The organism is Kitasatospora sp. NPDC059803 (assembly GCF_042732255.1).
In the GTDB taxonomy this organism is placed as follows: domain Bacteria; phylum Actinomycetota; class Actinomycetes; order Streptomycetales; family Streptomycetaceae; genus Kitasatospora.
Genome location: NZ_JBHWIJ010000105.1, coordinates 1 through 25,479, shown reverse-complemented (window position 1 = coordinate 25,479; position 25,479 = coordinate 1). Strand labels below are relative to the sequence as shown.

Annotated in this window: 7 protein-coding genes; 6 read left to right on the top strand and 1 reads right to left on the bottom strand. The window is 72.7% G+C overall.

Annotated elements, in window-relative coordinates:
* Positions 1–648, top strand: a 648-nt coding sequence (locus tag ACFV6I_RS18550; protein WP_380426381.1) for an N-acetylglucosamine-6-phosphate deacetylase, incomplete at its 5' end; no start/stop codon positions are given.
* Between the two features lie 67 nt (positions 649–715).
* Here ACFV6I_RS18550 and ACFV6I_RS18545 read toward each other — a convergent pair.
* Positions 716–1,294, bottom strand: coding sequence for a MarR family winged helix-turn-helix transcriptional regulator (locus ACFV6I_RS18545; protein WP_363375703.1), 579 nt, complete (start codon positions 1,292–1,294; stop codon positions 716–718).
* A gap of 751 nt (positions 1,295–2,045) precedes the next feature.
* Here ACFV6I_RS18545 and ACFV6I_RS18540 point away from each other — a divergent pair.
* From ACFV6I_RS18540 to ACFV6I_RS18520, 5 genes are read left to right on the top strand one after another with little or no spacing between them, the layout of a single operon-like run.
* A complete protein-coding gene (locus tag ACFV6I_RS18540) occupies positions 2,046–3,029 on the top strand; it encodes a LysR family transcriptional regulator (RefSeq protein ID WP_380426379.1) in 984 nt (327 codons plus the stop codon).
* Between the two features lie 9 nt (positions 3,030–3,038).
* Positions 3,039–3,884, top strand: a complete 846-nt coding sequence (gene fabD / locus ACFV6I_RS18535) for an ACP S-malonyltransferase (RefSeq protein WP_380426377.1) — start codon at positions 3,039–3,041, stop codon at positions 3,882–3,884.
* Positions 3,885–3,887: 3 nt separating this feature from the next.
* Positions 3,888–4,139: a phosphopantetheine-binding protein gene (locus ACFV6I_RS18530; protein ID WP_063345952.1), complete on the top strand. Its 252-nt coding sequence runs from the start codon at positions 3,888–3,890 to the stop codon at positions 4,137–4,139.
* Between the two features lie 11 nt (positions 4,140–4,150).
* A complete protein-coding gene (asnB, locus tag ACFV6I_RS18525; RefSeq protein ID WP_380426374.1) occupies positions 4,151–6,145 on the top strand; it encodes an asparagine synthase (glutamine-hydrolyzing) in 1,995 nt (664 codons plus the stop codon).
* Complete coding sequence (locus ACFV6I_RS18520; protein ID WP_380426372.1) at positions 6,142–25,467, top strand: SDR family NAD(P)-dependent oxidoreductase; 19,326 nt, start codon at positions 6,142–6,144, stop codon at positions 25,465–25,467. Before asnB ends, ACFV6I_RS18520 begins: the two co-directional genes overlap by 4 nt.
* Positions 25,468–25,479: the final 12 nt, after the last annotated feature.

The window sequence follows — 25,479 nt, the reverse complement described above, 5'->3', positions numbered from 1 at the left end:
GACTCGGTGCGGATGCTCGCCGACCTCGGCGTGATCGCCGCCGTCGGCCACACCGACTCCGACTACGCCACCACGCTGGAGGCGATCGACGCCGGTGCGAGCGTCGCCACCCACCTCTTCAACGCCATGCCCGGCATCGCCCACCGCGCCCCGGGCCCGATCGTGGCGCTGCTGGAGGACGAGCGGGTCACCGTCGAGCTGATCAACGACGGCGTGCACCTGCACCCGTCCGTGCTCGACCTCGCCTACGGCACCGCCGGGGCGTCCCGGGTCGCCCTGATCACCGACGCCATGGGCGCGGCCGGCATGGGCGACGGCCTCTACCCGCTCGGCCCGCTCCAGGTCGAGGTCAAGGACGGCGTCGCCCGGCTGGTCGAGGGCGGCGCCATCGCCGGCTCCACGCTCACCCTGGACGTCGCCTTCAAGCGCTCGCTCACCGTCAACGGCCTGACGCTGAACCAGACCGTCGAGTCGCTGTCCGCCACCCCGGCCCGCCTGCTGGGCCTCGCCGACTCGATCGGCTCGCTGGAGACGGGCAAGCAGGCCGACCTGGTCGTGCTCGACTCCGAGGGCTACGACCTGGTCGCCGTCATGCGCCGCGGCCGCTGGATCACCGGAGCGCCGCCGCTGGCGCCCCGGGCCGGCTGACCGGCGGGGTGGCGGGGCCCGAAGTTCAAGTGTTGTCGGCTGAGTTGAGTCGGCGGCGCCGCGCCGTTCAAAGCTCCGTCGGGTAGCCGCTCCGGGGATGCTTGGCGTTGGCGAGCTGTCTCCGGGGCGCCCGCGGGGGGCGGGACGGGGACTCGCGTGACGGCGAACGTGGCGGAGTCCAGGCCGGGATGGCGGTGGGGGTCTCCGGGTCGGCGGGCCGACCCTGCAGGGCCTGGGCCTCGACGGCTTCGGCGAGACACCGCAGGGCGATCCGAACCTGTGCGTTCTGTTCCTCGCTGAGTGCACCGAGGACCTGCTGTTCGATGGCCAGGCGCCTGGGCATGACGTCGTCGACGGCGGCCGCGCCCGCGTCGGTGATGAAGACCAGTGCCGCGCGCCGGTCCGCGGGGTTGACCGTCCGGACCACGAGGGCGCGCCGTTCCAGCTTGGCCAGCGCCTTGCTCAGCGCGGCCGGCGACCGCCCCATCGAGGCGGCGAGGCGGCGCGCGATCGTCGGCTCGGTCGAGTGGCGGAGGTGGTAGAGCACGTCGAACTCCGATGAGCTGACGGCCGCCGCTTCGAACACCGGTTCAAGGAGGAACTCCAGCATCGCGTGGGCGTGTCGGAGGCCGCCGATGATCTCCATCGACGAAAGGTCGAGGTCAGGACGGCTCTGTACCCACAGTTGCCATACCGCCCGCGTTTCATCCATTCGTGCACATGCTCCAACTTGTTAACCGGTAACCTTTCAGTTACCGTATGACACGTGGCCCGCTTCCAGCTGGGCAACCTGGGCACGCTCATCGGAGGCTTGTCCGCTTTTATGCTCTCTGTGTAGTTGATCTGCTCATGTCACATGAACCTGGACTGCGACAATCCGACCGATAGCTTCCCGTCTTTGACGGAGCTGAGGAAAGTGTCACCATGGTCATCACACATGTCCCCGCCGCCCCGTTCCCCGGAACGCTTCCGGGATCGGGGAACCTCCGGCAGATAATACTGGACCGGAATGGCTTGGTGTCTAGCCGTTTGCGCGCGTCGGCGTCAAGGAGATCGGACCGGCAGCTTGCCGGGCCCGCATCGCCCGGCCGTGCAGCGAGAAAATCGAGTTGACGCTGCGGCGGGTATGAACTCGCCGTACTGCCCCAACACTTCGAACGGCCCGAAGCGGAACACGCTGGCGTGACCGGCTCCGCAGGGGCGGCCCGCCGCGGTCGCCACGGGCCGCCGTCGCCCTGCGTGCCGAGGCCGGTCACCGCGCCCCGGTGTGCCTTTCACAGATCCGCCGCGGGCTGATCGCCCGTGGTTCGTCACCGAATTCATAATTTCTCCGGCGGTCGCACCGCCGACCCCGAAAATCCGCATGGCCAGATTCCGGGAAAAGGATTCCGCGCGCTATGACCGATCGCTTGGGATTCAGTCTCACTCAATTGCGCTACTTCGTCGTCTCCGCCGAGATCGGCAACATCTCGGAGGCGGCGGAGAAGCTGTGCGCCTCGCAGTCGACGGTCTCGTCGGCCATCATGCGGCTGGAACGTCAGCTCGGTGTTCAGCTGCTGCTCCGTCACCATGCCCGTGGGGTCTCCCTGACGCCGAGCGGTCGCCACCTGCTGCGGGAGGCGCGCGCGTTGCTGGGGCAGGCCAGCAGCCTCAAAGCACAGGGCGACGCCCTGGCGGGCGACACCGCAGGCCAGCTCGACGTCGGGTTCTTCTTCCCGATCGCCCCGTTCCTGCTGCCACTGGTCCACCGTCTGGTCGGGGAGCGGCACGGGGCGCTGAAGCTGAACCTCCACGAGGCGTCCGCCGACCGGCTGTTGGAGTTCCTCCGGGACGGCCGGTGCGAACTGGCCGTGACGTACGACTTCCTGGCGGGGGATGCCAGGTTCCACCCGCTGGTCGACCTGCCGGTGCACGCCCTGCTGGCGGATGACGACCCGTTGGGGCTGGTCGGGCCGCTCTCCCTGGACGAGTTGGTCGGGCGACCGCTGGTCGCCCTGAACGCCCCGAGCGTGCTCCGTCACGCCGAGCGGATGTTCTCCCGCGCGGGCGTCCGCATGCCACGGGTGGTGACGACGACGAGCATCGAGACGCTGCGCGGCCTGGTGGCCGCCGGCGCCGGGTTCGCCTTGATGTATCAACGCGGCCTGACCGCAACGACGTTGGACGGCGGCAGGGTCCGCGAGGTCGAGCTGCTCGGAGACCTGCCGCCCGCGGCCCTGGGCGCGGCCATGATGCCCGACCTGGCCATGAGCAGCCGCGGCAGGGCGTTCCTGGACGTGCTCAGATCCGCGGTCGGGGCGCGTCCGGCGCAGGTCGGTGCAGGTCGGCAGGTCAGTACGGGTCGGCAGGTCAGTGCAGGTCAGCAGGTCGTCGTGGGTTGAAGGAGTGTCGTGCTGGCAGTCATCTTCGCTGGTCAGGGAAGTCAGGAAAAGGGAATGGGGGCAGAGGTCTTCGAACGGTACCCAGGGCTGGTCCAGTACGCCTCGGACGTGCTGGGTTACGACCTGGTCTCCTTGTGCACGGAGGACCCGGACGGCCTGCTGGGCCGCACGGAGTACACCCAGCCGGCGCTGTTCGTCGTCAACGCGCTGCGGACCTTCGAGCGGGTCCACCGCGGGGACCGGGCGGCGGACGTCTACCTGGGGCACAGCCTGGGCGAGTACAACGCGCTGCTCGCGGCCGGGTCCTTCGCCTTCGAGACGGGGCTGCGGCTGGTCGCCAAGCGCGGCGAGCTGATGGCGGCGGCCTCCGGGGGCGGCATGACCGCCGTGATGAACACACCGCCCGAGCGACTGCTGGAGATCCTCGCGGAGGACGGCGTCGACGGCGTCGACATCGCCGGCCTCAACACCGGCTCGCAGGTGGTGATCGCGGGCACCCAGCCGGTCCTGGAGGCGGCGCACGCCTGCCTGGAGAAGCGGGAGATCCGCTTCGTACGGCTCAAGGTGAGCGCGCCCTTCCACTCCCGGTACATGGAGCCGGCCAGGGTGCGGTTCGCCGAGTTCCTGACGGAGTTCGAGTTCGCCGACCCCGACACCCCCGTCATCTCCAACGTCACGGGCCGGCCGTACGAGCCGGGACAGGTGACGCACATGCTCACGGAGCAGCTGGTCGCCCCGGTGCGCTGGACCGACAGCGTCCGCGGGCTGCTCGACGGCGACGCCGAGCCGGAATTCACCGAAATCGGGGGCCTGGCCCTCACTCACATGGTGTTCAAAATCAGGGCTGGAGTGTGACACATGGCAACCACGACGGACACGATCAGGCTGTACCTGGAAGACCGTTTCCTCTTCGAGTTCGACGACGTGATCACCCCGGACACCGACCTGTTCAAGGCGGGGGTCATCGACTCGTTCGGCTACGTCAGGATGATGAAGTTCCTGGAGTCCGAGTTCTCCGTCGAGATCTCCCCGGAGGACATCCTCGTGAACGTCTTCGTCTCGCTCACCGCGATCGACGAATTCGTCACCAAGAAGACCTCCGCGAAGTAGAAGGACGGATCATGTGCGGGCTGGCTGGTTTCCTCTCGACCTCGCTGCACCCCGGTGCCACCGCCGAGGTCATCACCTCGATGCTGTCGAACATCCACCACCGCGGGCCGGACGAGGCGGGCTACTACCTCGACGACGGCATGGCCATGGGGACGGTGCGGCTGGCCATCGTCGACCTCGCCGGTGGCTCGCAACCCATGTCGGACCCCTCCGGGCGCTACTGGATCTGCTTCAACGGCGAGATCTACAACCACATCGAACTCCGCGCGGAACTGGAGCGCCTCGGCCGCCCGTTCCGCACCGACCACTCCGACACCGAGGTCGTGCTCCAGGCCTGGATCCAGTGGGGGTCGGACTGCTTCACCCGGTTCAACGGCGCCTTCGCGGTCGCCATCAGGGACGCGGCGACCGGTGACCTGGTGCTGGCCCGCGACCGCTACGGCAAGCGCCCGCTGTTCTACGCCGACGCGGGCGGGGACTTCCTGTTCGCGTCCGAGATGAAGGCGTTCCGCGCCTTCCCCGGCTTCCGCTTCGAGTTCGACCCGAGGGAGCTGGCCACCACCTACGCCACGTGGACGCCGCTGCCCGACCGCACGCCGTTCCGGGGCGTGCGCCAACTGCCGATGGGCTCCGTGCTGACCATCAGCGCGGGCCGCCGCTCGCTGCGCCCCTACGAGGACCTCGACTTCGACGTGCCCGGCTTCGACGGCACCGAGGCCGAGGCGATCGACATGCTCCGGCAGACCCTGCGCACCAGCGTGGAGCTGCGGCTGCGCTCCGACGTCGAGGTCGGCGTCTACCTCAGCGGCGGCCTGGACTCCTCGATCGTGACGAGGCTGGCCACCCAGCTCTCCCCGTACGAGGTCCGCACGTTCTCGGTGGCGTTCCAGGACAAGTCCTTCGACGAGTCCGACAGCCAGCGCCTGGTCGCCGAGCACCTGGGCACCCTGCACACCGCCGTCCCGATCACCAGCGAGGACATCACCGAGCACTTCCCGACCGCCGTGTACCACGCGGAGGTTCCGACCTTCCGCACCTCGTTCGTGCCGATGTTCCTGCTGTCCCGGCACGTCCGCGACGCCGGGATCAAGACCATCCTCAGCGGCGAGGGCGCCGACGAGGCCTTCCTCGGTTACTCGCTGTTCCGCGAGACCCTGCTGCGCGCGCGGTGGAACGAGCTGACCGACGGCGAGCGCCGCACCCGGCTGGCCGGCCTGCACCCGGAGCTGGAGCACTTCGGCTCCGCCCACCAGGCCCATCTGCTCGGCCTGTACCAGCAGTTCTCGGTGGAACGGCTGCCGGGCCTGTTCTCCCACGAGATGCGGTACCAGAACGGGAGGTTCGCGGCCCGGCTGCTCGCCGACCGGATGGACCCGTTCGCCGACCTGCTCGACCTCGTCGCCGGGACACCCGGCTACCCGGACATGCCCGCGATGCACAAGGCGCAGTGGCTGGAGTACAAGACGCTGCTGCCCGGATTCCTGCTGTCCACGCAGGGGGAGCGGGCCGCGCTGGCGCACAGCGTGGAGAACCGCTGCCCGTTCCTCGACCCGGCGGTGGTGCGCGCGGCCGCCTCGGTGAACCTGCGCTACGACGACGGCCAGGTCGAGAAGGCCATCCTGAAGAAGGCGTTCCGCGCCGAGCTCCCGGAGTGGACCACCAGCCGCCCCAAGCAGCCCTACCGCGCGCCGGGCAGTGCCGCCTTCAAGGACAGCCGCCCGGACTACCTGGAACTGCTGCTGTCCGACCGCGAGTTGGCCGGGATCGGCTGCCTGGACGCGAAGTTCGCCCGGCGCCTGGTCGACAAGATCATGACCTCGCCGGTGGAGGAGGTCAGCACCAAGGAGGACCAGACCTTCCTCTACCTGCTGACGACCGCCGTGCTCCACCAGCAGTTCGTGCGGGGCGGCGGTACGGCGCCGACCGGAGCGTCGAGCGCCGCGCTGAACCTGCGGACGACCGTGGACAACCGCCGTGCCGTGCAGCGAGTGGGGGAGAGCCGATGAGCACCGACGACATCGCGATCATCGGCCTCGCCCTGCGCTTCCCCGGCTCCGACACCCTGGTCGAGCTGTTCGACCACCTCGCGGCCGGACGCTCGCTGATCACCGAGGTGCCCGCCGAACGCTGGTCCAAGGAACGCTACTTCGGCGATCCGCGCAGCGGCGAGGAGAAGACGTACAGCGTCTGGGCCGGGTTCGTCGAGGACGCCGACCGCTTCGACGCCGCCTTCTTCAACATCTCCCCGCGCGAGGCGGAGACGATGGACCCGCAGCAGCGGTTCGCGCTGGAACTGGCCTGGAAGGCCATCGAGGACGCGGGCTACCGGGCCGGCGAACTCGCGGGCAGCCGCACCGGCGTCTTCATGGGCCTGTGCCACGGCGACTACGCCGAGCTGATCGAACGCGACGACGTGCCGACCGACGCCTACTTCCCCACCGGCACGGCCTACTCGATCGTCGCCAACCGGCTGTCCTACTACTTCGACTTCCACGGCCCCAGCATCGCCAACGACACCGCCTGCTCCAGCTCCCTGGTCTCGCTCTACGAGGCCGTCGCCGCCCTGCACAACGGCGACTGCGACCTGGCGCTGGCCGGCGGCGTGAACCTGTGCTGGTCGCCGAAGCTGTTCGTGGCGTTCAGCAAGGCGAGCATGCTCTCGCCCACCGGCCGCTCGCACGCCTTCGACCAGGACGCGGACGGCTTCGTCCGAGGCGAGGGCGGCGCCGTCCTGCTGCTCAAGCCGCTGGCCAGGGCGCTGGCGGACGGCGACCCCGTGCACGCGGTGATCAAGGGCGTCGGCACCAACCACGGCGGCAAGACCAACTCGCTGACCGTCACCAACCCGGTCGCCCAGGCCACGCTGATCGAGGACGTCTACACCCGCGCCGGTGTGACGCCCGAGACGGTGAGCTACATCGAGGCCCACGGGCCCGGCACGCCGGTCGGCGACCCGATCGAGATCGTCGGCCTCAAGCGCGCCTTCCAGAGCCTGCACGACGCCCACGGGACGACGCCGCGGCCGGACAGCACCGGCATCGGCTCCATCAAGACCAACATCGGCCACCTGGAATCGGCCGCGGGCGTGGCCGGCGTGGTCAAGGTGATCGGCGCGATGGCCGCCGGGACCCTCCCTGCGACGGTCAACTTCCGGACCAGGAACCAGCTGATCGACCTGGACGGCAGCCCGTTCTACATCGTCGGCGACACCCGGCCGTGGCCGGGCGGCGACGGGGCGCCGCGCCGGGCCGGCGTCAGCTCGTTCGGGTTCGGCGGGACCAACGCCCACGTGCTGCTGGAGGAGCACGTCGGCGGGCCGGTCGACCGTACCTCCGAGCCCGCGGGCCCGTACGCCGTCCCGCTGTCGGCCAAGAACCTGGAGCGGCTGCGGGTGCTGGCCGCCGGCCTGCGGGACCACCTGCTGGCGCCGGAGACCGCGCTGCGGCCGCGCCAGCCGCTGGCCGACATCGCGCACACGCTCCAGGTCGGCCGCGAAGCGATGCGGGTCAGGGCCGTGTTCCTGGTCTCGGACCGGGAGCAGCTCGCGGCCGCGCTGGAGTCCGTCGCGGACGGCGAGGTGCGCAACCCCGCCGGAGCAGGGGCCGAACTGGTCGCGGCGGCGCAGGACTGGGCGAACGGGGGCGGCGCCGACTGGCCCGGGCATCCCGGGGCGCGTCGCGTGCGGCTGCCGACCTACCCGTTCGCCCGGGACCGGCACTGGTACGTCACACCGCCGGCCGAGGCGCCGGGCGCCGCGCTGCTGCACCCGCTCGTCCACCGCAACACCTCCGACCTGGCGCAGCAGCGCTACACCTCCACGTTCACCGGGGCCGAGCCCTTCCTGGCCTCGCACCTGGTCCGCGGCCGGCGGGTGCTGCCCGCGGTCGCGTACCTGGAGATGGCGCGGGCCGCGGTGGAGCGCGCGGCGGCCCGGGATGGGGCCGTCCGGCTGCGCGACCTCGCATGGCTGCGGCCGATCGTCGTCGGCGAACCCGTCGACGTCGACCTCGCGCTGACGCCGCGCGGGGACGCGATCGCGTTCGAGTTCCGGCAGGGCGAGACGGTCCACAGCACGGGCACCGCCGAACTGGTCACCCTGCCGGACCCGTCACCGCTGGACCTGGACGCCCTGCGCGCCGCCTGCCGCACCACCCGTAGCACCGACGAGGTCTACGCCGCCTTCCGCGCCCAGGGCCTGGAGTACGGCCCGGCCATGCGCGCGCTGCGCGGGCTCCGGCTCGGCCGCGACGAGGCGATCGCCCGCATCCGGACCACCGGCGCCGACGGCTGCGTGCTGCCGCCGAGCGTCCTGGACGCCGCCTTCCAGACCTCCGTGGTCCTGACGGGCGCCGCTGCCGGCCCGACCCTGCCCTTCACCCTCGACGAACTCCAGGTGTACCGGCCCTGCCCGGCCGAGACCTGGGCCTGGGTGCGACGCAGCGCCGGCTCCGGGGCGCTCACCACCTTCGACATCGACCTGTGCGACGGCGACGGCGTGATCAGCGCCAGCCTGCGGGGGCTCGCCCAGCGCACCACCGACGCGGGCCCGCGCGTCGTCACGGCGACCACCCGGTGGACCGACCGGCCGCTGGACGCGGACGGCGGCGCCTCCCGCACCGCGCACCCCCTGACCCTGCCGGAGATCACCCGGGCGAGCCCGGCCGACGGCGTCGACGCCGCGACCGAGCAGGCGTTCGCCGAGGTCCAGCAGGTGCTCGCGTCCTCCCCCAAGGCCGGGCACCGCTTCGTGGCTCTGGTCGACGCCCGGGTGCCGGCCCACTTCCACGCACCGCTGACGGGCCTGTTCCGTACCGCCGCCCTGGAGAACCCGCTCGTCTCGGGCCGGGTCGTCCGGGTCGCCAGCCGGGACATGGCCTCCACCGAGCAGCTCGCGCGGATCGTGCGGGAGGAGTGCGCCGACGACTCCGCCGACACCGAGGTCCGCTACACCGCTGACGGCACCCGACAGGTGCTGGAACCCGTCGAGACGCGGCTGGACGCCGGACCGCAGGTGCCCGCGCTGCGGGCCTGCGGCGTCTACTGGATCACCGGCGGCCTGGGCGGCATCGGCCGCCACCTCGCCCGCTACCTGGGCCGCGCGGGGGCGACGGTCGTCCTGAGCGGACGCTCCCCGGCGGGCTCGGTGGACGCCCTGCGCGCGGACGGGGTCGACGCGCACTACCTGCCGGTCGACGTCGCCGACGCCGCAGGCGTGCGCGCCGCGGTCGACACGATCGTGCGCGAGCACGGGTCGCTCGACGGCGTCGTGCACGCGGCCGGTGTGCTGCGCGACCAGTACCTGCTGCGCAAGGACCTCGCCGACGTCCGCCTGGTGACGGCGCCGAAGGTCCGCGGCACGCTCAACCTCGACGCCGCCACCCGCCACCTCGACCTGGACTTCTTCGCGCTCTTCTCCTCGGTCGCCGGCGTCTACGGCAGCCCGGGGCAGTCCGACTACTCGGCGGCCAACGCCTTCCTGGACGCCTTCGCCCGGCACCGCCGGACGCTGGTTGACGCGGGCGAGCGCAGCGGCCGGACCGTCGCGATCAGCTGGCCGCTGTGGGCCGACGGCGGCATGACGCTGGACGAGGTCACCCGCGACTCCCTGCGCCGCGAGCGCGGCTGGGAGGACCTGCCCACCGAGGACGGGCTGCGCGCCTTCGGCCGGGCCCTGCTCGCCGACGCCCCCGCGCACCTCGTCGTCGCCTACGGCGCCAAGGCCACCCTGGCCGCGCAACGCCGGGCGGCACCGGCCCCCGCGGCCCCGGCCACCGCCTCGTCCGCCACCGCCTCGTCCACCACCGCTGCGCCGTCAGGCGGCGCGGGCGAGGGCGACCTGCTGCGGCGCACCGAAGAACTGCTCAGGGGGGTCGTCGCCGAGGTCCTGCGACACACCCCGGAGCACATCGAGTCGACCACCAATCTCATCGAGTACGGCATCGACTCGCTGAGCATCCTCGGGGTGACCGCCCAGCTGGAGAAGGTGTTCGGGCCGCTGTCCAAGACGATCTTCTTCGAGTACCTGAACATCGCCGAGGTGGCCGCGCACTTCGTGGAGACCCGGCGGGCGCAACTGGAGGCGGTGCTGGGGGAGACCGGTCCGGCCGAAACGCCGGAAGGCCCGGAAGCCTTGGAAGAGCCGGTCGTACAGCCCGAAGCCCCGGCGGTCCAGCCCGAGGCCCCGGCCACGCGGTTCGAGGCCCCGGCCGCGTCCGCCGTCACCGAGGTCCGCGAACCCGCGCGCGACGACCGGCACGACATCGCGATCATCGGAGTGTCCGGCCGCTACCCCGGCGCCGACACGATGGACGAGCTGTGGGAACTGCTGGAGAACGGCCGGCACACCTTCGAGGAGGTCCCCGCCGACCGCTGGGGCCACGAGGCCATCTACGACAGCGACCGGTCCGTCCACGGCAAGAGCGTGATCCGGACCGGGACGTTCCTGCGCGACCTCGACAAGTTCGACCCCCGCTACTTCCGCATCTCCAAGCGCGAGGCCGAGCAGATGTCCCCGGAGGTGCGGCTGTTCCTCCAGTCGGGCGTGGAGGCGCTGGAGGACGCCGGCTACTCGCGGCAGACCATCCAGCGCCGCTACCAGGGCGACGTCGGCGTGCTCGTGGGGACCATGAGCAACCACTACAACCTGTACGGCTTCCAGAACAGCCTGACCAGGGGCGCGCCGCAGAGCGGCAGTTACACCGGGACGCTGCCCAACATGCTGTCCTACTTCTACGGCCTGACCGGGCCGTCGATCTTCCTGGACACCATGTGCTCGGCCTCGTCGACGTGCGTGCACCAGGCCGTGCAGATGCTGCGGGCCGGCGAGTGCCGGATGGTCGTCGCGGGCGGCGTCAACCTGATGCTGCACCCGTACAACCTGATCACCTCCTCGGAGGAGCACTTCACCACCGGCACCTCCGACGTGATCCGCAGCTTCGGCCACGGCGTGGACGGCACCATCCTCGGCGAGGGCGTCGGCGCGGTCGTGCTCAAGCCGCTGGTCGACGCCGAGCGCGACGGCGACCACGTGTACGCCGTGATCAAGGGCACCGCCCTGTCCAACGCCGGGACGCGCAACGGCTTCACCGTGCCGAACCCGGGCATGCAGGCGCACGCGATCCAGAAGGCGATCGAGGACGCCGGCGTCGACCCGAGGACGATCGGCTACGTCGAAGGACACGGCTCGGGCACCGCGCTGGGCGACCCGATCGAGGTCCGCGCCCTGACGTCGGCGTTCCGCAAGTACACCGAGGACCGCCAGTTCTGCGCCCTCGGCTCCGTCAAGGCCAACATGGGGCACCTGCTCGCGGCGGCCGGCATGATCGGCCTGGCCAAGGTGCTGCTCCAACTGCGGCACGGCAAGCTGGCGCCGTCCCTGCACAGCACGGAGCTCAACCCGGACATCGACTTCGCCGACACCCCCTTCCAGGTGCAGCAGAAGCTCGCCGACTGGCAGCCGATGGTCACCGAGGTGGACGGCCGCCAGGTCACCCACCCCCGGCGGGCCGGCATCACCTCGATCGGCGCCGGCGGCATGAACTCGCACATCATCCTGGAGGAGTACCCCGAACGGCCGGTGCGCCAAGAGCCCTTCGGCGAGCAGCTGTTCGTGTTCTCGGCGATGAACGAGGCCGCGCTCGGGCGCTACCTGGCCGTCTTCCGCGACCACCTCGCCGGGGCGCGGGAGGCCGACCTCCCCGACATCGCGTACACCCTGCGGGTCGGCAAGAACGAACTGCCGCACCGCTGGGCGTTCGTGGCGGGGGACCAACGGTCCGCACTGGCGGCCGTCGACGGCTACCTGGCCGGGCGACGGGAGCTGCCCGCGCACGAACTCGCCATCACCTGGGCCGGCGGCAAGACTGTCGACTGGGACCAACTGCCGACAGCACGCCGGGTGTCGCTGCCCGCCTACCCGTTCGAGAAGGTGCGCTGCTGGATCGAGCAGACCGACGGCGCGCCGTCCGTGCTGGCCCCGCTGGCGCTGCGCGAGCGGCTGCACCCCTTCCTGGGGCGCAACGAATCCGACGTCCGGGGCCTGCGCTACGCCCTGGACGTCCACCTCACCGACCTGCTCGACTACGGCTACCGCCTGGCCAAGGCGCCGACCATCGTGCCCACCTTCGTGGTGGACCTCGCGCTGGCCGCCGCGAAGGTCAGCGGGTTCGCCGCCGAGGCGTCGGTCCACGACCTGCGCGTCCTGCGGCCGATCGACTGGTCCACGACCACGCGGCTCGTCACGGAGTTCGCCGACGGCCACGGCACCGTCCGGACCGGGGACGGGACGGCGGCGGTCGAGTTCACCGTGCGGGGGGCGGCCACGGCGCCCTCCGGCCGGGTCGAGCCGGCCGGACTGCGGGAGGTCCTCACCCGGGAGCAGTTCCTGGCCGAACTGGCCGAGGGCGGGCTGGACTACAAGCCGGCCTCGTGCGCGGTCGAGGGCGTGTTCCGCGCGCCGGACGGCCGGACGGTGCTGACCATCGGCAGTCCCGCGTTCCAGCAGGACCACGTCCGGCGCAACGTCACCGTCGAGCCGTTCGTGCTCGCGGCGATCGCCCAGGGCGTGCAGTGGGAGGCCAAGCGCGCTGGGGCGCCGGACTGGACCCTGGTCGCGCTCAACCAGGTCGCGGAGATCCGGGTGCGGGCCGGTTCGCCGGTCACACACGTGGTCCTCGGCGACGACCGGATCCTGCTGCTCGGGGGCGCGGGCGAGGTCGTCGGGGAGCTGGCCGGGGTGCGGCGCGGTACCGGAGGGGTGGCGCCGGGCGATCGTCCGGCGCCGCAGGCCCGTTCGGTGCGAGAGCGGGAGCCGGCCGTACCGGCTGAGCAGGCTGTACCGGTGGTGTCGGCGGTGTCGGGTGTCGTGGACGTCCTGCGCGCCATCGCCGCCGAGATCCTCAAGTTCGAGCCGGAGGAGCTCGACCCCGGCACCGGACTGGACGCGTTCGGCTTCGACTCCATCTCGCTGGTGACCTTCGCGAAGGAGATCCACGAGCGGTTCGGGGTCGTGGTCAGCCCGGCGGTGTTCTTCGACGTCAGCACCCTGGAGGCGCTGGGCGCCCACCTGGTCGACGAGCACGGCGCCACGGCGAAGGCCGAGGCTGAGGCGGAGGTCAAGATCAAGGCCGAACCCCAGCCCCAACCCCAGCCGCAGCCGGAGCCCCAGCCGGAGCCGGTTCGCACCGGGCCCGACCCGCGTCAGCCGGTCGCCGTCATCGGCGCGGCCGGGCGCTTCCCGGGCGCCCGCGACCTGGACGAGTACTGGGCGAACCTGTTGGCGGGCAAGGACTCCGTCACCGCGTTCCCGCTGCACCGCTACGACGAGCAGCAGCGCAAGGCCATCGAGGCCCAGGACTTCCCCCAACGGATCGGAGCCCTGGACGACGTCGACGCCTTCGACGCCGGCTTCTTCCGCATCCTGCCGCGCGAGGCCGAACTGATGGACCCGCAGCACCGCCTCGTCCTGGAGACGGTCTGGCAGGCGCTGGAGGACAGCGCGTACCGGCCCGCCGACCTGCCGACCAACACGGGCGTGTTCATCGGCGTCACCGGCAACGACTACGCGACGCTGCTCGCCACGCTCGGCGTGCGACCGGACGCCTTCACCTCGACCGGCACCACGCACTCGATCCTGGCCAACCGCATCTCGTACCTGCTCGACGTGCGTGGCCCGAGCGAACCGATCGACACGGCCTGCTCCAGCTCGCTGGTGGCGGTGCACCGCGCGATCGAGGCGATCCGCTCAGGCACCTGCGACCTGGCCGTCGCGGGCGGGGTCAACGTGCTGCTCAGCACGGACACCTTCGTCAGCGCGCACCGCGCGGGCATGCTCAGCCCGGACGGCCTCTGCAAGACCTTCGACGCGGGCGCGAACGGCTACGTCCGCGGTGAGGGCGTCGGGGTGGTGGTGCTCAAGTCGCTGGCGGCGGCGGAGCGCGACGGGGACGCGATCCTCGGGGTGCTCCGGGGCAGCGCGTACAACCACGGCGGCCGGGCCAACTCGCTGACCGCGCCGAACGCCGACGCCCAGGCCGAGCTGGTGGCGGCCGCCGTCGGCGACCTCGACCCGGACACCATCGGCTACATCGAGACCCACGGCACCGGCACGGCCCTCGGCGATCCGGTGGAGGTCCGGGCGCTGCGCACCGCGTTCCGCCGGCTGGGCCGCAGCGACGACGGGGCGTGCGGCCTCGGCTCGGTCAAGACCAACATCGGCCACCTGGAGTCGGCCGCGGGCATCGCCGGGCTGCTGAAGGTGCTGCTCGCGCTCAAGCACGGCGTGCTGCCCGCGACCCAGCACCTCCAGGAGGTCAACCCGTACATCGAGCTGGCCGGCGGCCCGTTCCACATCGTGCGGGACAACGAGGCCTGGCCGCGCCCCCGCAGCGGTGCCGGCGGCCCCGCGCCGAGGCGTGCCGGGGTGAGCAGCTTCGGGTTCGGCGGCGTCAACGCCCATGTGGTCGTCGAGGAGTACGTGCGCGGCGACCGGGGCGGGGAGGGCGACGGCGGGCCGGTCGCGGTGCCGCTGTCGGCCCGCACCGCCCGGCAGCTGACCGACCGGGCCCGGGGCCTGCTCGCCCACCTGGAGTCCTCGGAGTCGGAGCAGGTCTCGCTGCGGTCCCTCGCGTGGAGCCTCCAGGTCGGCCGCGAGGAGATGGCGGAACGGGTCGGCTGGGTCGTCTCGTCCCGCGCCGAACTCGTCGACGCACTGCGGGCGTTCGTCGCCACCGGCGAGCGCGGAGCCGAGCCGGAGCCGATCGGGCGGTGGGTCGGCGGAGGCGCCGTCGACTGGCGCTCGCTGCTCGGCGAAGGCACGCCCCGGCGTGCGCACCTGCCCGGATACCCGTTCGCCCGGGACCGCTTCTGGGCCCCCGGCACCCGGCAGGAGAGCGGCACGACCCTGCTGACCGCCCGCTGGACGCCGACGCCCGCCGCCGCGACCGGCCGGTACGACCGGCACGTCGTCGTGCTGTGTGGGGTCGACGGGCAGGTGCCCGAGGCGATCCGCCTCGACACGGCCGAGCAGCGGCCGGAAAGCCGGTTCCGCGACCTGTCGTGGCAACTGCTGGAGACCGTCCGCGGCCTCGACGCCCGGGACGGCACCACGCTCGTCCAGGTCGTCACGGCGGACCTCGCCCTCGCGGGCCTGCTGCGGACCGTCACCAAGGAGAACCCGCGGATCGTCGGCCAGGTCATCGGCATCGAAGGCATCGAAGGCGTCCAAGGCACTGACCTGGCCGCCGTCGTCGCGGAGAACGCCCGCGCCGCCGACGACCTGGTGCTCTACCGCGACGGCGTCCGGCACACGCGCAGCTGGACCCCGGCCGAACTCCCGGGCACGGGTACGGGAACGGCCTCCGGCAAGCCCTGGCGGGACGGCGGCGTCTACCTGATCACCGGCGGGGCCGGCGGGATCGGCGCCTCGACGGCCCGGCGCATCGCCGCCGACGTCCGGCGGCCGACCGTCGTGCTGGCCGGCCGCTCGCCGCAGGACGGCCGGATCGAGCGCCTGCTCGCCGAGTTGCGGCAGGCCGGTGCGGACGCGCGGTACGTGCGCGCCGACGTCTCCCGCTGGGAGGAGGTGCGGCACCTGGTCGCCGAGGCGGGCGCCGTCACCGGCATCGTGCACGCCGCCGGCGTGGTGCGGGACTCGCTGCTCGCGGACAAGACCGCCGAGCAGTGGGACGAGGTCCTCGCGACCAAGGTGGACGCTCTCGTGCACCTCGACCGGGCCACCGGGCACTGCCCGCTGGAGTTCGTGCTGACCTTCTCCTCGGGCGCCGCGATCACCGGCAACCCGGGGCAGTCCGACTACGCGACCGCCAACGCCTTCCTCGACGAGTTCGCCGCCGTGCGCAACGCGCGGGTCGCCGAGGGGCTGCGCCGCGGGCGCACCCTGTCCATCGCCTGGCCGCTGTGGGAGGACGGCGGCATGCAGGTCGGCGAGCGGACCCGGGCCTATCTGTGGGAGGACCGGGGGCTGGCGCCGATGCCCACGGAAGCCGGGCTCACGGCGCTGGTCGACGCCTGGAACGTGGGGGCGGACCAGGTGTGGGTGCACCACGGCGACCCGGCGCGGGTGCCGACCGGAACGCCCAGCCCGGCCGCCGCGCCGACAACGCCTGCGTCGACAACTCCCTTTCCGAAGGCTCCCGTTCGTAGCGCCGATCCGAACGTCCTCGGCCACCTCCTCGCCCTGTTCGCCGAGGTCAGCGGGCTCGCCCCGGGCGCGGTCGACCCCGACCGCCCGCTGGTCGACATCGGCCTGGACTCGGTGATGGTCATCCAGCTCAACCGGGAGCTGGTGCGGACGTACCCCGAGGTCTCGTCGACGATCTTCTACGAGCACCCGACCCTGCGGGCGGTGGCCGGTCAACTCGCCGGCCTCCGGAGGGAACCGGCGCACCAGCAGGCGGTCACGGCCGACCGGCCGGTGGCGGGCGACCAGCCGGCGGCGGCCGCCGAGCAGCGGGCCACCAGTGCTCGGCCGACCGCCGTCCCCGACCAGCCGGCGCCCGGCGCCGACGAGCCGATCGCGGTGATCGGGCTGAGCGGCCGCTACCCGGGCGCCGCCGACCTGGACGAGTTCTGGGAGAACCTCACGGCGGGCCGCGACTGCGTCCGCGAGGTGGACCGCTGGCCGCTGGACGGCTTCTTCGAGCCGGACCGCAACACGGCCGTGGCCACCGGCCGCAGCTACAGCAAGTGGGGCGGCTTCCTGGACGACTTCGCCGCGTTCGATCCCCGGTTCTTCGGCATCGCCCCGCGCGACGCCTACGCCATGGACCCGCAGGAGCGGCTGTTCGTGCAGGCGGCGTGGGAGGTGCTGGAGGACGCCGGGTACACGAGGGCGCGCCTCGCCGAGCGCCACGCCCACGGGGTCGGGGTGTTCGCGGGCGTCACCAAGGTCGGCCACGCCCGGCACGAGGTGGGCCGGCTGCCCTCGGGTGAACTCGTGGTGCCCGGCCTGTCGTTCGCCTCGCTGAGCGCCCGCGCCTCCTACCTGCTCGACCTGCGCGGGCCGAGCCTGACGATCGACACCATGTGCTCGGCGTCGCTGACCGCGATCCACGAGGCGTGCGAACAACTCCGGCGCGGCGCCTGCGAGGTGGCGATCGCCGGCGGCGTGAACCTCTACGCGCACCCGTTGGACTACGTCGAGCTGTGCCGCTCCGGGATGCTCTCGCCCGACCAGCACTGCCGCAGCTTCGGCACCGGCGGCCACGGGTTCGTGCCCGGTGAGGGCGTCGGGTGCGTGCTGCTCAAGCCGCTGTCCCGTGCGGTGGCCGACGGGGACCGCGTGCTCGCGGTGATCCGGGGCTCCAGCGTCAACCACGGCGGCCGTTCCACCGGTTACACCGTGCCGAGCCCGGTCGCCCAGGCCGATGTCGTCCGGCGGGCGCTGGACCAGGCCGGGGTCTCCGCCCGGCAGGTCGGCTACGTCGAGGCGCATGGCACCGGCACCGAACTGGGCGACCCGATCGAGATCACGGGCCTGACCAAGGCCTTCGAACAGGACACCGTGGAGCGGCAGTTCTGTGCGATCGGCTCGGTGAAGTCCGGCATCGGCCACCTGGAGGCCGCGGCCGGGGTGGCCGGTCTGACAAAGGTCCTGCTCCAGCTCAAGCACCGGCAACTCGTCCCGAGCCTGCACGCCGAACAGCTCAACCCGAACATCAGCTTCGAACGGACCCCGTTCCGGGTCCAGCGCGAACTGAGCCCGTGGCACTCCGACGGCCCGCGGATCGCGGCGGTGTCGTCCTTCGGTGCCGGGGGCTCGAACGCGCACGTGATCGTCGAGGAGTATTCCGTGCAGCCCACCGACGGCGCGATCAACGGCGCCGAACAAGCCCGACAACCCCAACAGGCCGAGCAGGCCGAACACGTCGTCGTCCTCTCCGCGAGGACTCCCGACCAGCTCACCGCGTCCGTCGACCGGCTGGCCGGGTTCCTCGACCGCAACCCGGACACCGCCCTCGCCGACCTGGCCTTCACGCTCCAGGTCGGGCGGGAGGCGATGGCCGAGCGGTACGCGGTCGCCGTCTCGTCGACGGCGGAGCTGAGGGCCGCCCTGCGGGCCGGCCAGGGGCACCGGGGCACCGCCGGGGCGTCCGGCGGACTGCTCGCCGAGATCGCCGGTGACGACGACCTCCAGGAACTGCTGGTCCGGCAGTGGATCGCGGCCGGCAAGCTGTCCAAGCTCGCGGTGCTGTGGGCGGCCGGTACCGAGGTGGACTGGGAGCGCCTGCACCAGGGCGCGCCGCGCCGGGTGGTGTCGCTGCCGACGTACCCGTTCGCCAAGGAGCGGTTCTGGATCGGCGACCTGACCCGGCAGGCGCTGGCACCCGCACTCGCGGCCGCACCCGAGCCCGTGCCGACGCCCGCGCCGACGCCCGCGCCGGTCACGATGCCGGCCGCGGCGCCGATCGCGGCACCGGTCGTCCAACCCGCCGTCACGCACAGGGGATTGGACGAGATCGTGCCCGCCGTGGTGCGGGAGAAGATCGCCCGCGCGCTGGCCATGGAGGTCGAGGAGGTCGAGGGCGGGCTGGCGTTCGCCGACTACGGCCTGGACTCGATCCTGGCGATCCGCGTGGTGGACCAGCTCAACGGCGCGCTGACGCTGGACCTGCCGACCAGCGTGGTCTTCGACTTCAGCACGGCCGACCGGCTGGCCGAGCACCTGCTCGCCGAGTACCGGGGCGTCATCGTCCACACGGAGGGCGCGACGGAGCCGGCGGACGCACGGGAGAGCGCCCCGCCACCGGTCGTGCAGCCCGCACGGCCCGTGGCGACCGGGCAGCGGGACGGCGCCACCGTGAGCGTGGAGCGCGGGCCGATCGCGGTGATCGGCATGAGCGGCCGCTTCGCCGGCGCCGACTCGCTGGACGAACTCTGGACGCACCTGGCCGACGGCGACGACCTGGTCACCGAGGCGACCCGGTTCGACCTCGACGGCCTGAGCGCCTGCACCCGGGGCGGCTTCCTCGACCGCATCGACGAGTTCGACGCGATGTTCTTCAACATCTCCGGCACCGAGGCCGCGGTGATGGACCCGCAGCAGCGGCTGCTGCTCGAAGAGTCCTGGAAGGCCCTGGAGGACGCCGGCTACGCGGGCCGGATGGGCCGGGCGCGCTGCGGCGTCTACGTCGGGGCGTGGGCCGGCGACTACCAGGGACTGCTGGATCCGGAGGCTCCGGCGCAGACCCTGTGGGGCAACATGACCTCGGTCATCCCGAGCCGGGTGTCGTACTTCCTCGACCTCAAGGGCCAGGCGATCGCCGTCGACACGTCGTGCTCCAGCTCGCTGGTGGCGATCGACCTGGCGTGCAAGGACCTGTGGTCCGGCGAGACCTCGATGGCGCTGGCGGGCGGGGTGTTCCTCCAGTCCACGCCGCGGCTGTACCGGCTCGCGGGCCGCGCCGGGATGCTGTCGCCGACCGGCCGCTGCCACACCTTCGACCACCGCGCCGACGGCTTCGTGCCCGGCGAGGGCGTCGGAGTCGTGGTGCTCAAGAGGCTCGCGGACGCGCTGGCCGACGGCGACCACATCCACGGCGTGATCAAGGCCAGCGGCGTCAACCAGGACGGCGCCACCAACGGGATCACCGCGCCGAGTTCGGTGTCCCAGGAGAGCCTGCTCGGCGAGGTGTACGAGCGGTTCGGCGTCGACGTGGAGCGGATCGGACTCGTCGAGGCGCACGGCACCGGTACCAAGCTCGGCGACCCGATCGAGTTCCAGGCGCTGAACCGGGCGTTCCGCGCCCGCACCGACCGGACGGAGTACTGCGCGGTCGGCTCGCTGAAGACCAACATCGGCCACACCCAGTTCGCGGCGGGCATCGCGGGCGTGCTGAAGGTGCTGCTGGCGATCAAGCACCGGAAGATCCCCGCCTCGCTGCACTTCGAGACCGCCAACGAGGCGATCCCGCTGGCGGGGAGCCCGTTCTACCTGAGTACCCGCACCCACGACTGGGAGAGCCCCGCCGGGGTGCCGCGCTGCGGGGTGGTGAGCTCCTTCGGCGCCAGCGGCACCAATGCGCACCTGGTGATCGAGGAGGCCCCGGCCGTCGCGAACACCGCCGTGCGCACCGCCGCCGCGCCGCGGACGGACCACGTGGTGGTCCTCTCGGCACGGACGGAGGAGCAACTCCTCGAACAGCGGCGCCGGTTGGCGCTCCACGTCCGCGCCCACGCGTCGATCGACCTCGGCGACCTCGCCTACACCCTGGCCGTCGGCCGGCAGCGCTTCGCCCACCGCTTCGCCTGCGTGGTCCGTGACCGTGACGAGCTGCTCCAGGTGCTGGACGGCACCGCCCCGGCGCGGCTGCCCGACGACGACCGGGCGCCGGCCGAGGGCCGACGCATCCCGCTGCCGACCTACCCGTTCGCCCGGGACCGCCACTGGGCCCCGACCGGCGACGGCGACAGCAGCGACAGTGGCAACGGCACCGGCGTCACGCTGACCCGCACCGACGGCCTGCTGCGCGACCACGTGGTGCAGGGCCGTCACCTCCTGCCCGCGGTCGCCTACCTCGAACTCGCCCGCGAGGCGCTGGGCGCCACCCGGGTGCGGATGCGCAACGTCACGTGGGTGCAGCCGCTGGAGGTCGCGGACACCCCGGTCGACGTCCGGGTCGAGGTCCGCGCGAGCGAGCAGGGCGGGCACCGGTTCGAGATCGGCACCGGCGCCACCGTGTGCTGCGAGGGCGCCATCGCGCCGTCCGACGCCCCGCGCCCGGCACCGGTCGACCTCGCCGCGCTGCGCGCGGACTGCCGGGAGACCGTGTCCGGCGAGCGGATCCACGAGGCCCTGGTGGCGATGGGCATCGACCACGGCCCGAGCCTGCGGGCGATCCGGCAGGCGCACGTCGGCTCCGGTCTCGTCCTCGCCGAACTGGTCCTGCCCGGCTCGGCGGAGCCCGGACCGCTGGCGCCCGCGATGCTGGACTCGGCGATCCAGGCGGCCGTCGCGCCGCACCTCACCGGCATGCGGGACACCGCCGTGCCGTTCGCCCTGGACCGGCTCGACCTGTTCGCCCCGTGCCAGGCGGCGATGTGGGCCGTGGTGCGCGGCGGCGCGGCCGGGCCGCTCGACAAGCTCGACATCGACCTGGTCGACGCCGACGGCGCGGTCTGCGTGCGGCTGACCGGCTACACCTCGCGCCGAACCGTCCGCAGCGAGCCCGCGCTGTACGCGCCCGTCTGGGACCCGACCACCGCGACCGACGCGCCCGTGCCCGCCCGTACCGACCGGGTCCTGGTCGTCGGCGGACCGGCACCGCTCGACGGCGCGCTGACCTGGCCGCTGCCGCCGTCCGCCTCCGTCGAGGAGGTGACCGCCGCACTGCGCGACCTCGGACCGGTCGACCACCTGGTCTGGACGGCGCCCGAGCCCAAGCTCGACCCCGTCGACGCCGCCGGGTACACGGCCGCCCAGAACGACGGCGTCGTCGCCGCGTTCCGCCTGATCAAGGCGCTGATCGGAGCCGGGTACGACGCCCGGCCGCTGGGGATCACGCTGGTCACCACCCGCGCGCTCGCCACCCACGCCGACGACCCCGTCCAGCCGGCGCACGCCGGGCTGCACGGCCTGTTCGGCTCCCTGGGGCGCGAGTACGAGCAGTGGAGCGTCCGGCGCGTCGACCTCGACGGCCCCGACTGGCCCGCCGACCTCACCGCCCTGCCCGCCCGCTCGTCCGAGGACGCCTGGGTCCGACGGGCCGGCCAGTGGCTGGCCCGGCACTGGGCGCCGTGCGAGGCGCCCGCGCGACCGGTCTACCGCGAGGGCGGCGTCTACGTGGTGATCGGCGGCGCCGGCGGCCTGGGCACCGCCTGGACCCAGCACGTGGTGCGGCAGTACGGCGCACACGTCACCTGGATCGGCCGCAGCGCACCCGACGCGGCCATCGAGGAACGGCTCCGCTCCGTCCAGGGGCGCGGCACCGTCCGCTACCTCAGCGCCGACGCCGGGGACCCGGCCGCGCTGCGCCGGGCCGTCAGCGCCGTCAGGGAGCGCCACCCGCGGATCGACGGGGTCGTGCAGGCCGCGCTCGTCCTGCGGGACAGCACCTTCGCCCGGATGGACGAGGCCACCCTGCGCGCGGGGCTGGCGGCCAAGGTCGACGTCACGACGGCGATGGCCGAGGTCTTCGACGGCGAGCACCTGGACTTCGCCGTGCTGCTGTCGTCGATGCAGTCCTTCACCACGGCGGCCGGCCAGGGCAACTACGCGGCCGGCTGCACCTTCAGCGACGCCTACGCCCACGCGCTCGGACAGCACTGGGACACCCCCGTCAGGGTCATGAACTGGGGGTGGTGGGGCAACCTCGGGAGCGTCACCTCCGAGTTCTACCGGGAGCGGCTGAGCCGGGTCGGCCTGGTGTCGATCGAGCCGCGCGAGGGGCTCGCCGCCCTGGACGCCCTGCTCGGCGGGGACCAGCGGCAGCTGGCCTTCGTGAAGACCAACCAGCACAACACCCTGGCGAACTTCGACCGTGCCACCCAGGTCACCGTGTACGGCCGGACGCCCTCCCGGGTGCGCGGCGAGCTGCTGCTCGCGCCGGAGAGCGTGGACGGCCTGATGGACGAGGTCGTACGGTGGCGCCGGACCGAGCGGGACCCGTGGCTGGCGAAGGTCCTGGCGGCCCAGCTGGCGACCGTCGACCACACCGCGATCCTGCCGGTGTACGCCGACTGGCTGGAACACGCCCGACGGGCCACCGTCCCGGCCGGGCCGACGGAGACCGTGTCCACGGCGGGCGTGCTCGCGGAGGCCGTGCTCGCGCAGTGGGACCGGCAGTGCGAGTCCTGGTCGGCCGACGCCGACCGCAAGGCCGAACTGCGGCTCGCCTCCGCCATGCTCCGGGCGCTGCCGGACATCGTGACCGGCCGGACCAGGCCCACCGACGTCATGTTCCCGCGCGGCTCGGTGGAGCTGGTGGAGGGCTGCTACCGCAACAACCACGTCGCGGACGTGTTCAACCGCGCCATGGCCGGCGCCGCCGTCGCCGTCGTGTCGGAGCGGCTGCGCCGCGAACCGGGCGCGCGGCTGCGGATCCTGGAGATCGGCGCCGGCACCGGCGGCACCAGCGCCGGGATGTTCGCCGCGCTCAAGCCGTACCAGGAGAGCATCGAGACGTACGTCTACACGGACCTCTCCAAGGCCTTCCTCAACCACGCCCGCACCACCTACGGGCCGGGTGTGCCCTACCTGGACTGCCGACTGCTCAACATCGAACGGCCGCTGGCCGGGCAGGACGTCGGCGAGGGCGGGTTCGACCTGGTGATCGCCGCCAACGTGCTGCACGCGACCAAGGACACCCGCAACACCCTGCGCAACGCCAAGGCCGCGATGCGGGCCGGCGGGTGGCTGCTGCTGAACGAGCTGTCGGCCTTCGACCTGTTCAGCCACGTCACCTTCGGGCTGCTGGAAGGCTGGTGGCTGTTCGACGACCGCTCGCTGCGGATCCCGGGCTCGCCGGCGCTGTCGCCGGAGAACTGGCGGGACGTGCTGGCGGGGGAGGGCTTCGGGACGGTGGTGTTCCCGCTGCCGCAGGCGTTGCCGCTGGGGCAGCAGGTCATCGCGGCGGAGAGCGACGGGGTGGCCCGGCAGGCGGTCGGGACCAGGCCGAAGGGCGTCACCCGGCCGGTGCCTGCTGCGGTGCCTGTCGCGGCGCCAGTCGCCGTGCCTGCCGTGGTGTCGACTGCGGTGCCGACGCCCCGGCCGGAGCCCGCGCCCGCCCCGGCGGCCGTGAGCCCCGCGCCCGCGCCCGCTCCCTCCACCGCGCCGGCGTCGCGCTCCGACCTGCCGGCGCTCATCCTCGACAAGGCCGCGGCCGTGCTCGGCATCCCGGCCGAGCGGATCGACACCGCGGCCCCGCTCACCCACTACGGCCTGGACTCGATCCTGGTCCTCCAGCTCACCAACGCCCTGCGCGAGGAGTTCGGTGACGACGTCTCGGCCACCCTGCTCTTCGACGTCGAGACCGTCGACGGCCTGTGCGCCCACTTCGCCGGTGCAGGGGCCGCCGTGACGGCCACGGCGGATGCCCAGGCCGGCCCGGCGGGCGAGCGGTGGAACCTCTCGTGCGGCCAGCTGACCATGTACCGCGACCAGCAGCGCTCGCCGGAGTCGACCGCGTACAACCTCCCGCTCCTCTTCGAGATCCACGGCGAGCTGGACGAAGCCGCCCTGGAGCGGGCGATCCGTGCCCAGAGCGGCATCCACCCGGTGCTGAGCGCCGTCTTCGGCGAGCGGGACGGCGCGCCGTTCATGGACATCGACCCGGGCCGGGCGCCGTCCTTCGAGCGGGTCGACCTCACGGCCACCAAGCGCGCCGCCCAACTGGCCGGGCTGCGGGACTTGGTGAACCTCCCGTTCGACCTGGCGACGGGCCCGCTGGTCCGCGCGCACCTGGTCTCCCTCGCCGGGGGCCGGCGCCTGCTGCTGATCACCGCGCACCACATCCTGCTGGACGGCACGTCCACGGCGGTCCTGATCCGCACGCTCAAGGAGGCCTACCAGGGCCGGGGGAGCCTGAGCCGCACGAGCTACGGCGACTTCGTCGCCTGGGAGGAGGCGCTGCTCGCCGGCCCGCGGGCACGGCAGCACCGGGACTACTGGCAGCGGGAGCTGGCAGGTCATCGACCGGCGCTCGCACTGCCCTACGACCGGCCGTACGACCCCAAGCGGATGCCCCGGGTGGACGTGGCGACGGTCAAGCTGCCGCCGCCGCTGGCCGCCGCCCTGGCGGACTCGGCGCGCGAGCACCGGGTCAGCGTCGCCACCGTGCTGTTCGCGACGTACGTGCGGTTCCTGCACCGGCTGACCGGGCAGGACGACCTGGTCCTCGGCATGACGGCGGCCGCCCGCTACGAGGAGCGGTTCCAAGACGTCGTCGGCCAGTTCGCGAACTGCCTGCCGATCCGCTGCACGGCCGTCGGCGGCTTCCCCGAGCTGCTGAAGTCCCTGCAGCGCAAGGTGGTCGGCGGTATCGAGCACGGCGGCTACCCGCTGCTGGAGATCGCCCGGGCCGTGGGCGCGGACGACGAACCGCTGGTCCTGACCAACTTCCTGTTCCAGAACTTCGACGGCGCCGACCTGCTGACCAACGCGGCCCCGGCCGCGTCCGGCGAGTTGGACCTGCGGCTGTTCGACGACCTGCCCTACGCCGGGGAGTACGTCCTGTCCGCCGAGTCCTACCGGGACGGCGAGGGGTTCAAGGTCTTCCTCAAGTACGACGCGAACGTCTTCGACGAGGCCACCGCGCGGAGCATGACGGAGGAGTGGTACGCGGTCATCCGCAAGGAGCTGGGCCTGCGGTAGGCCCTTCCAGAG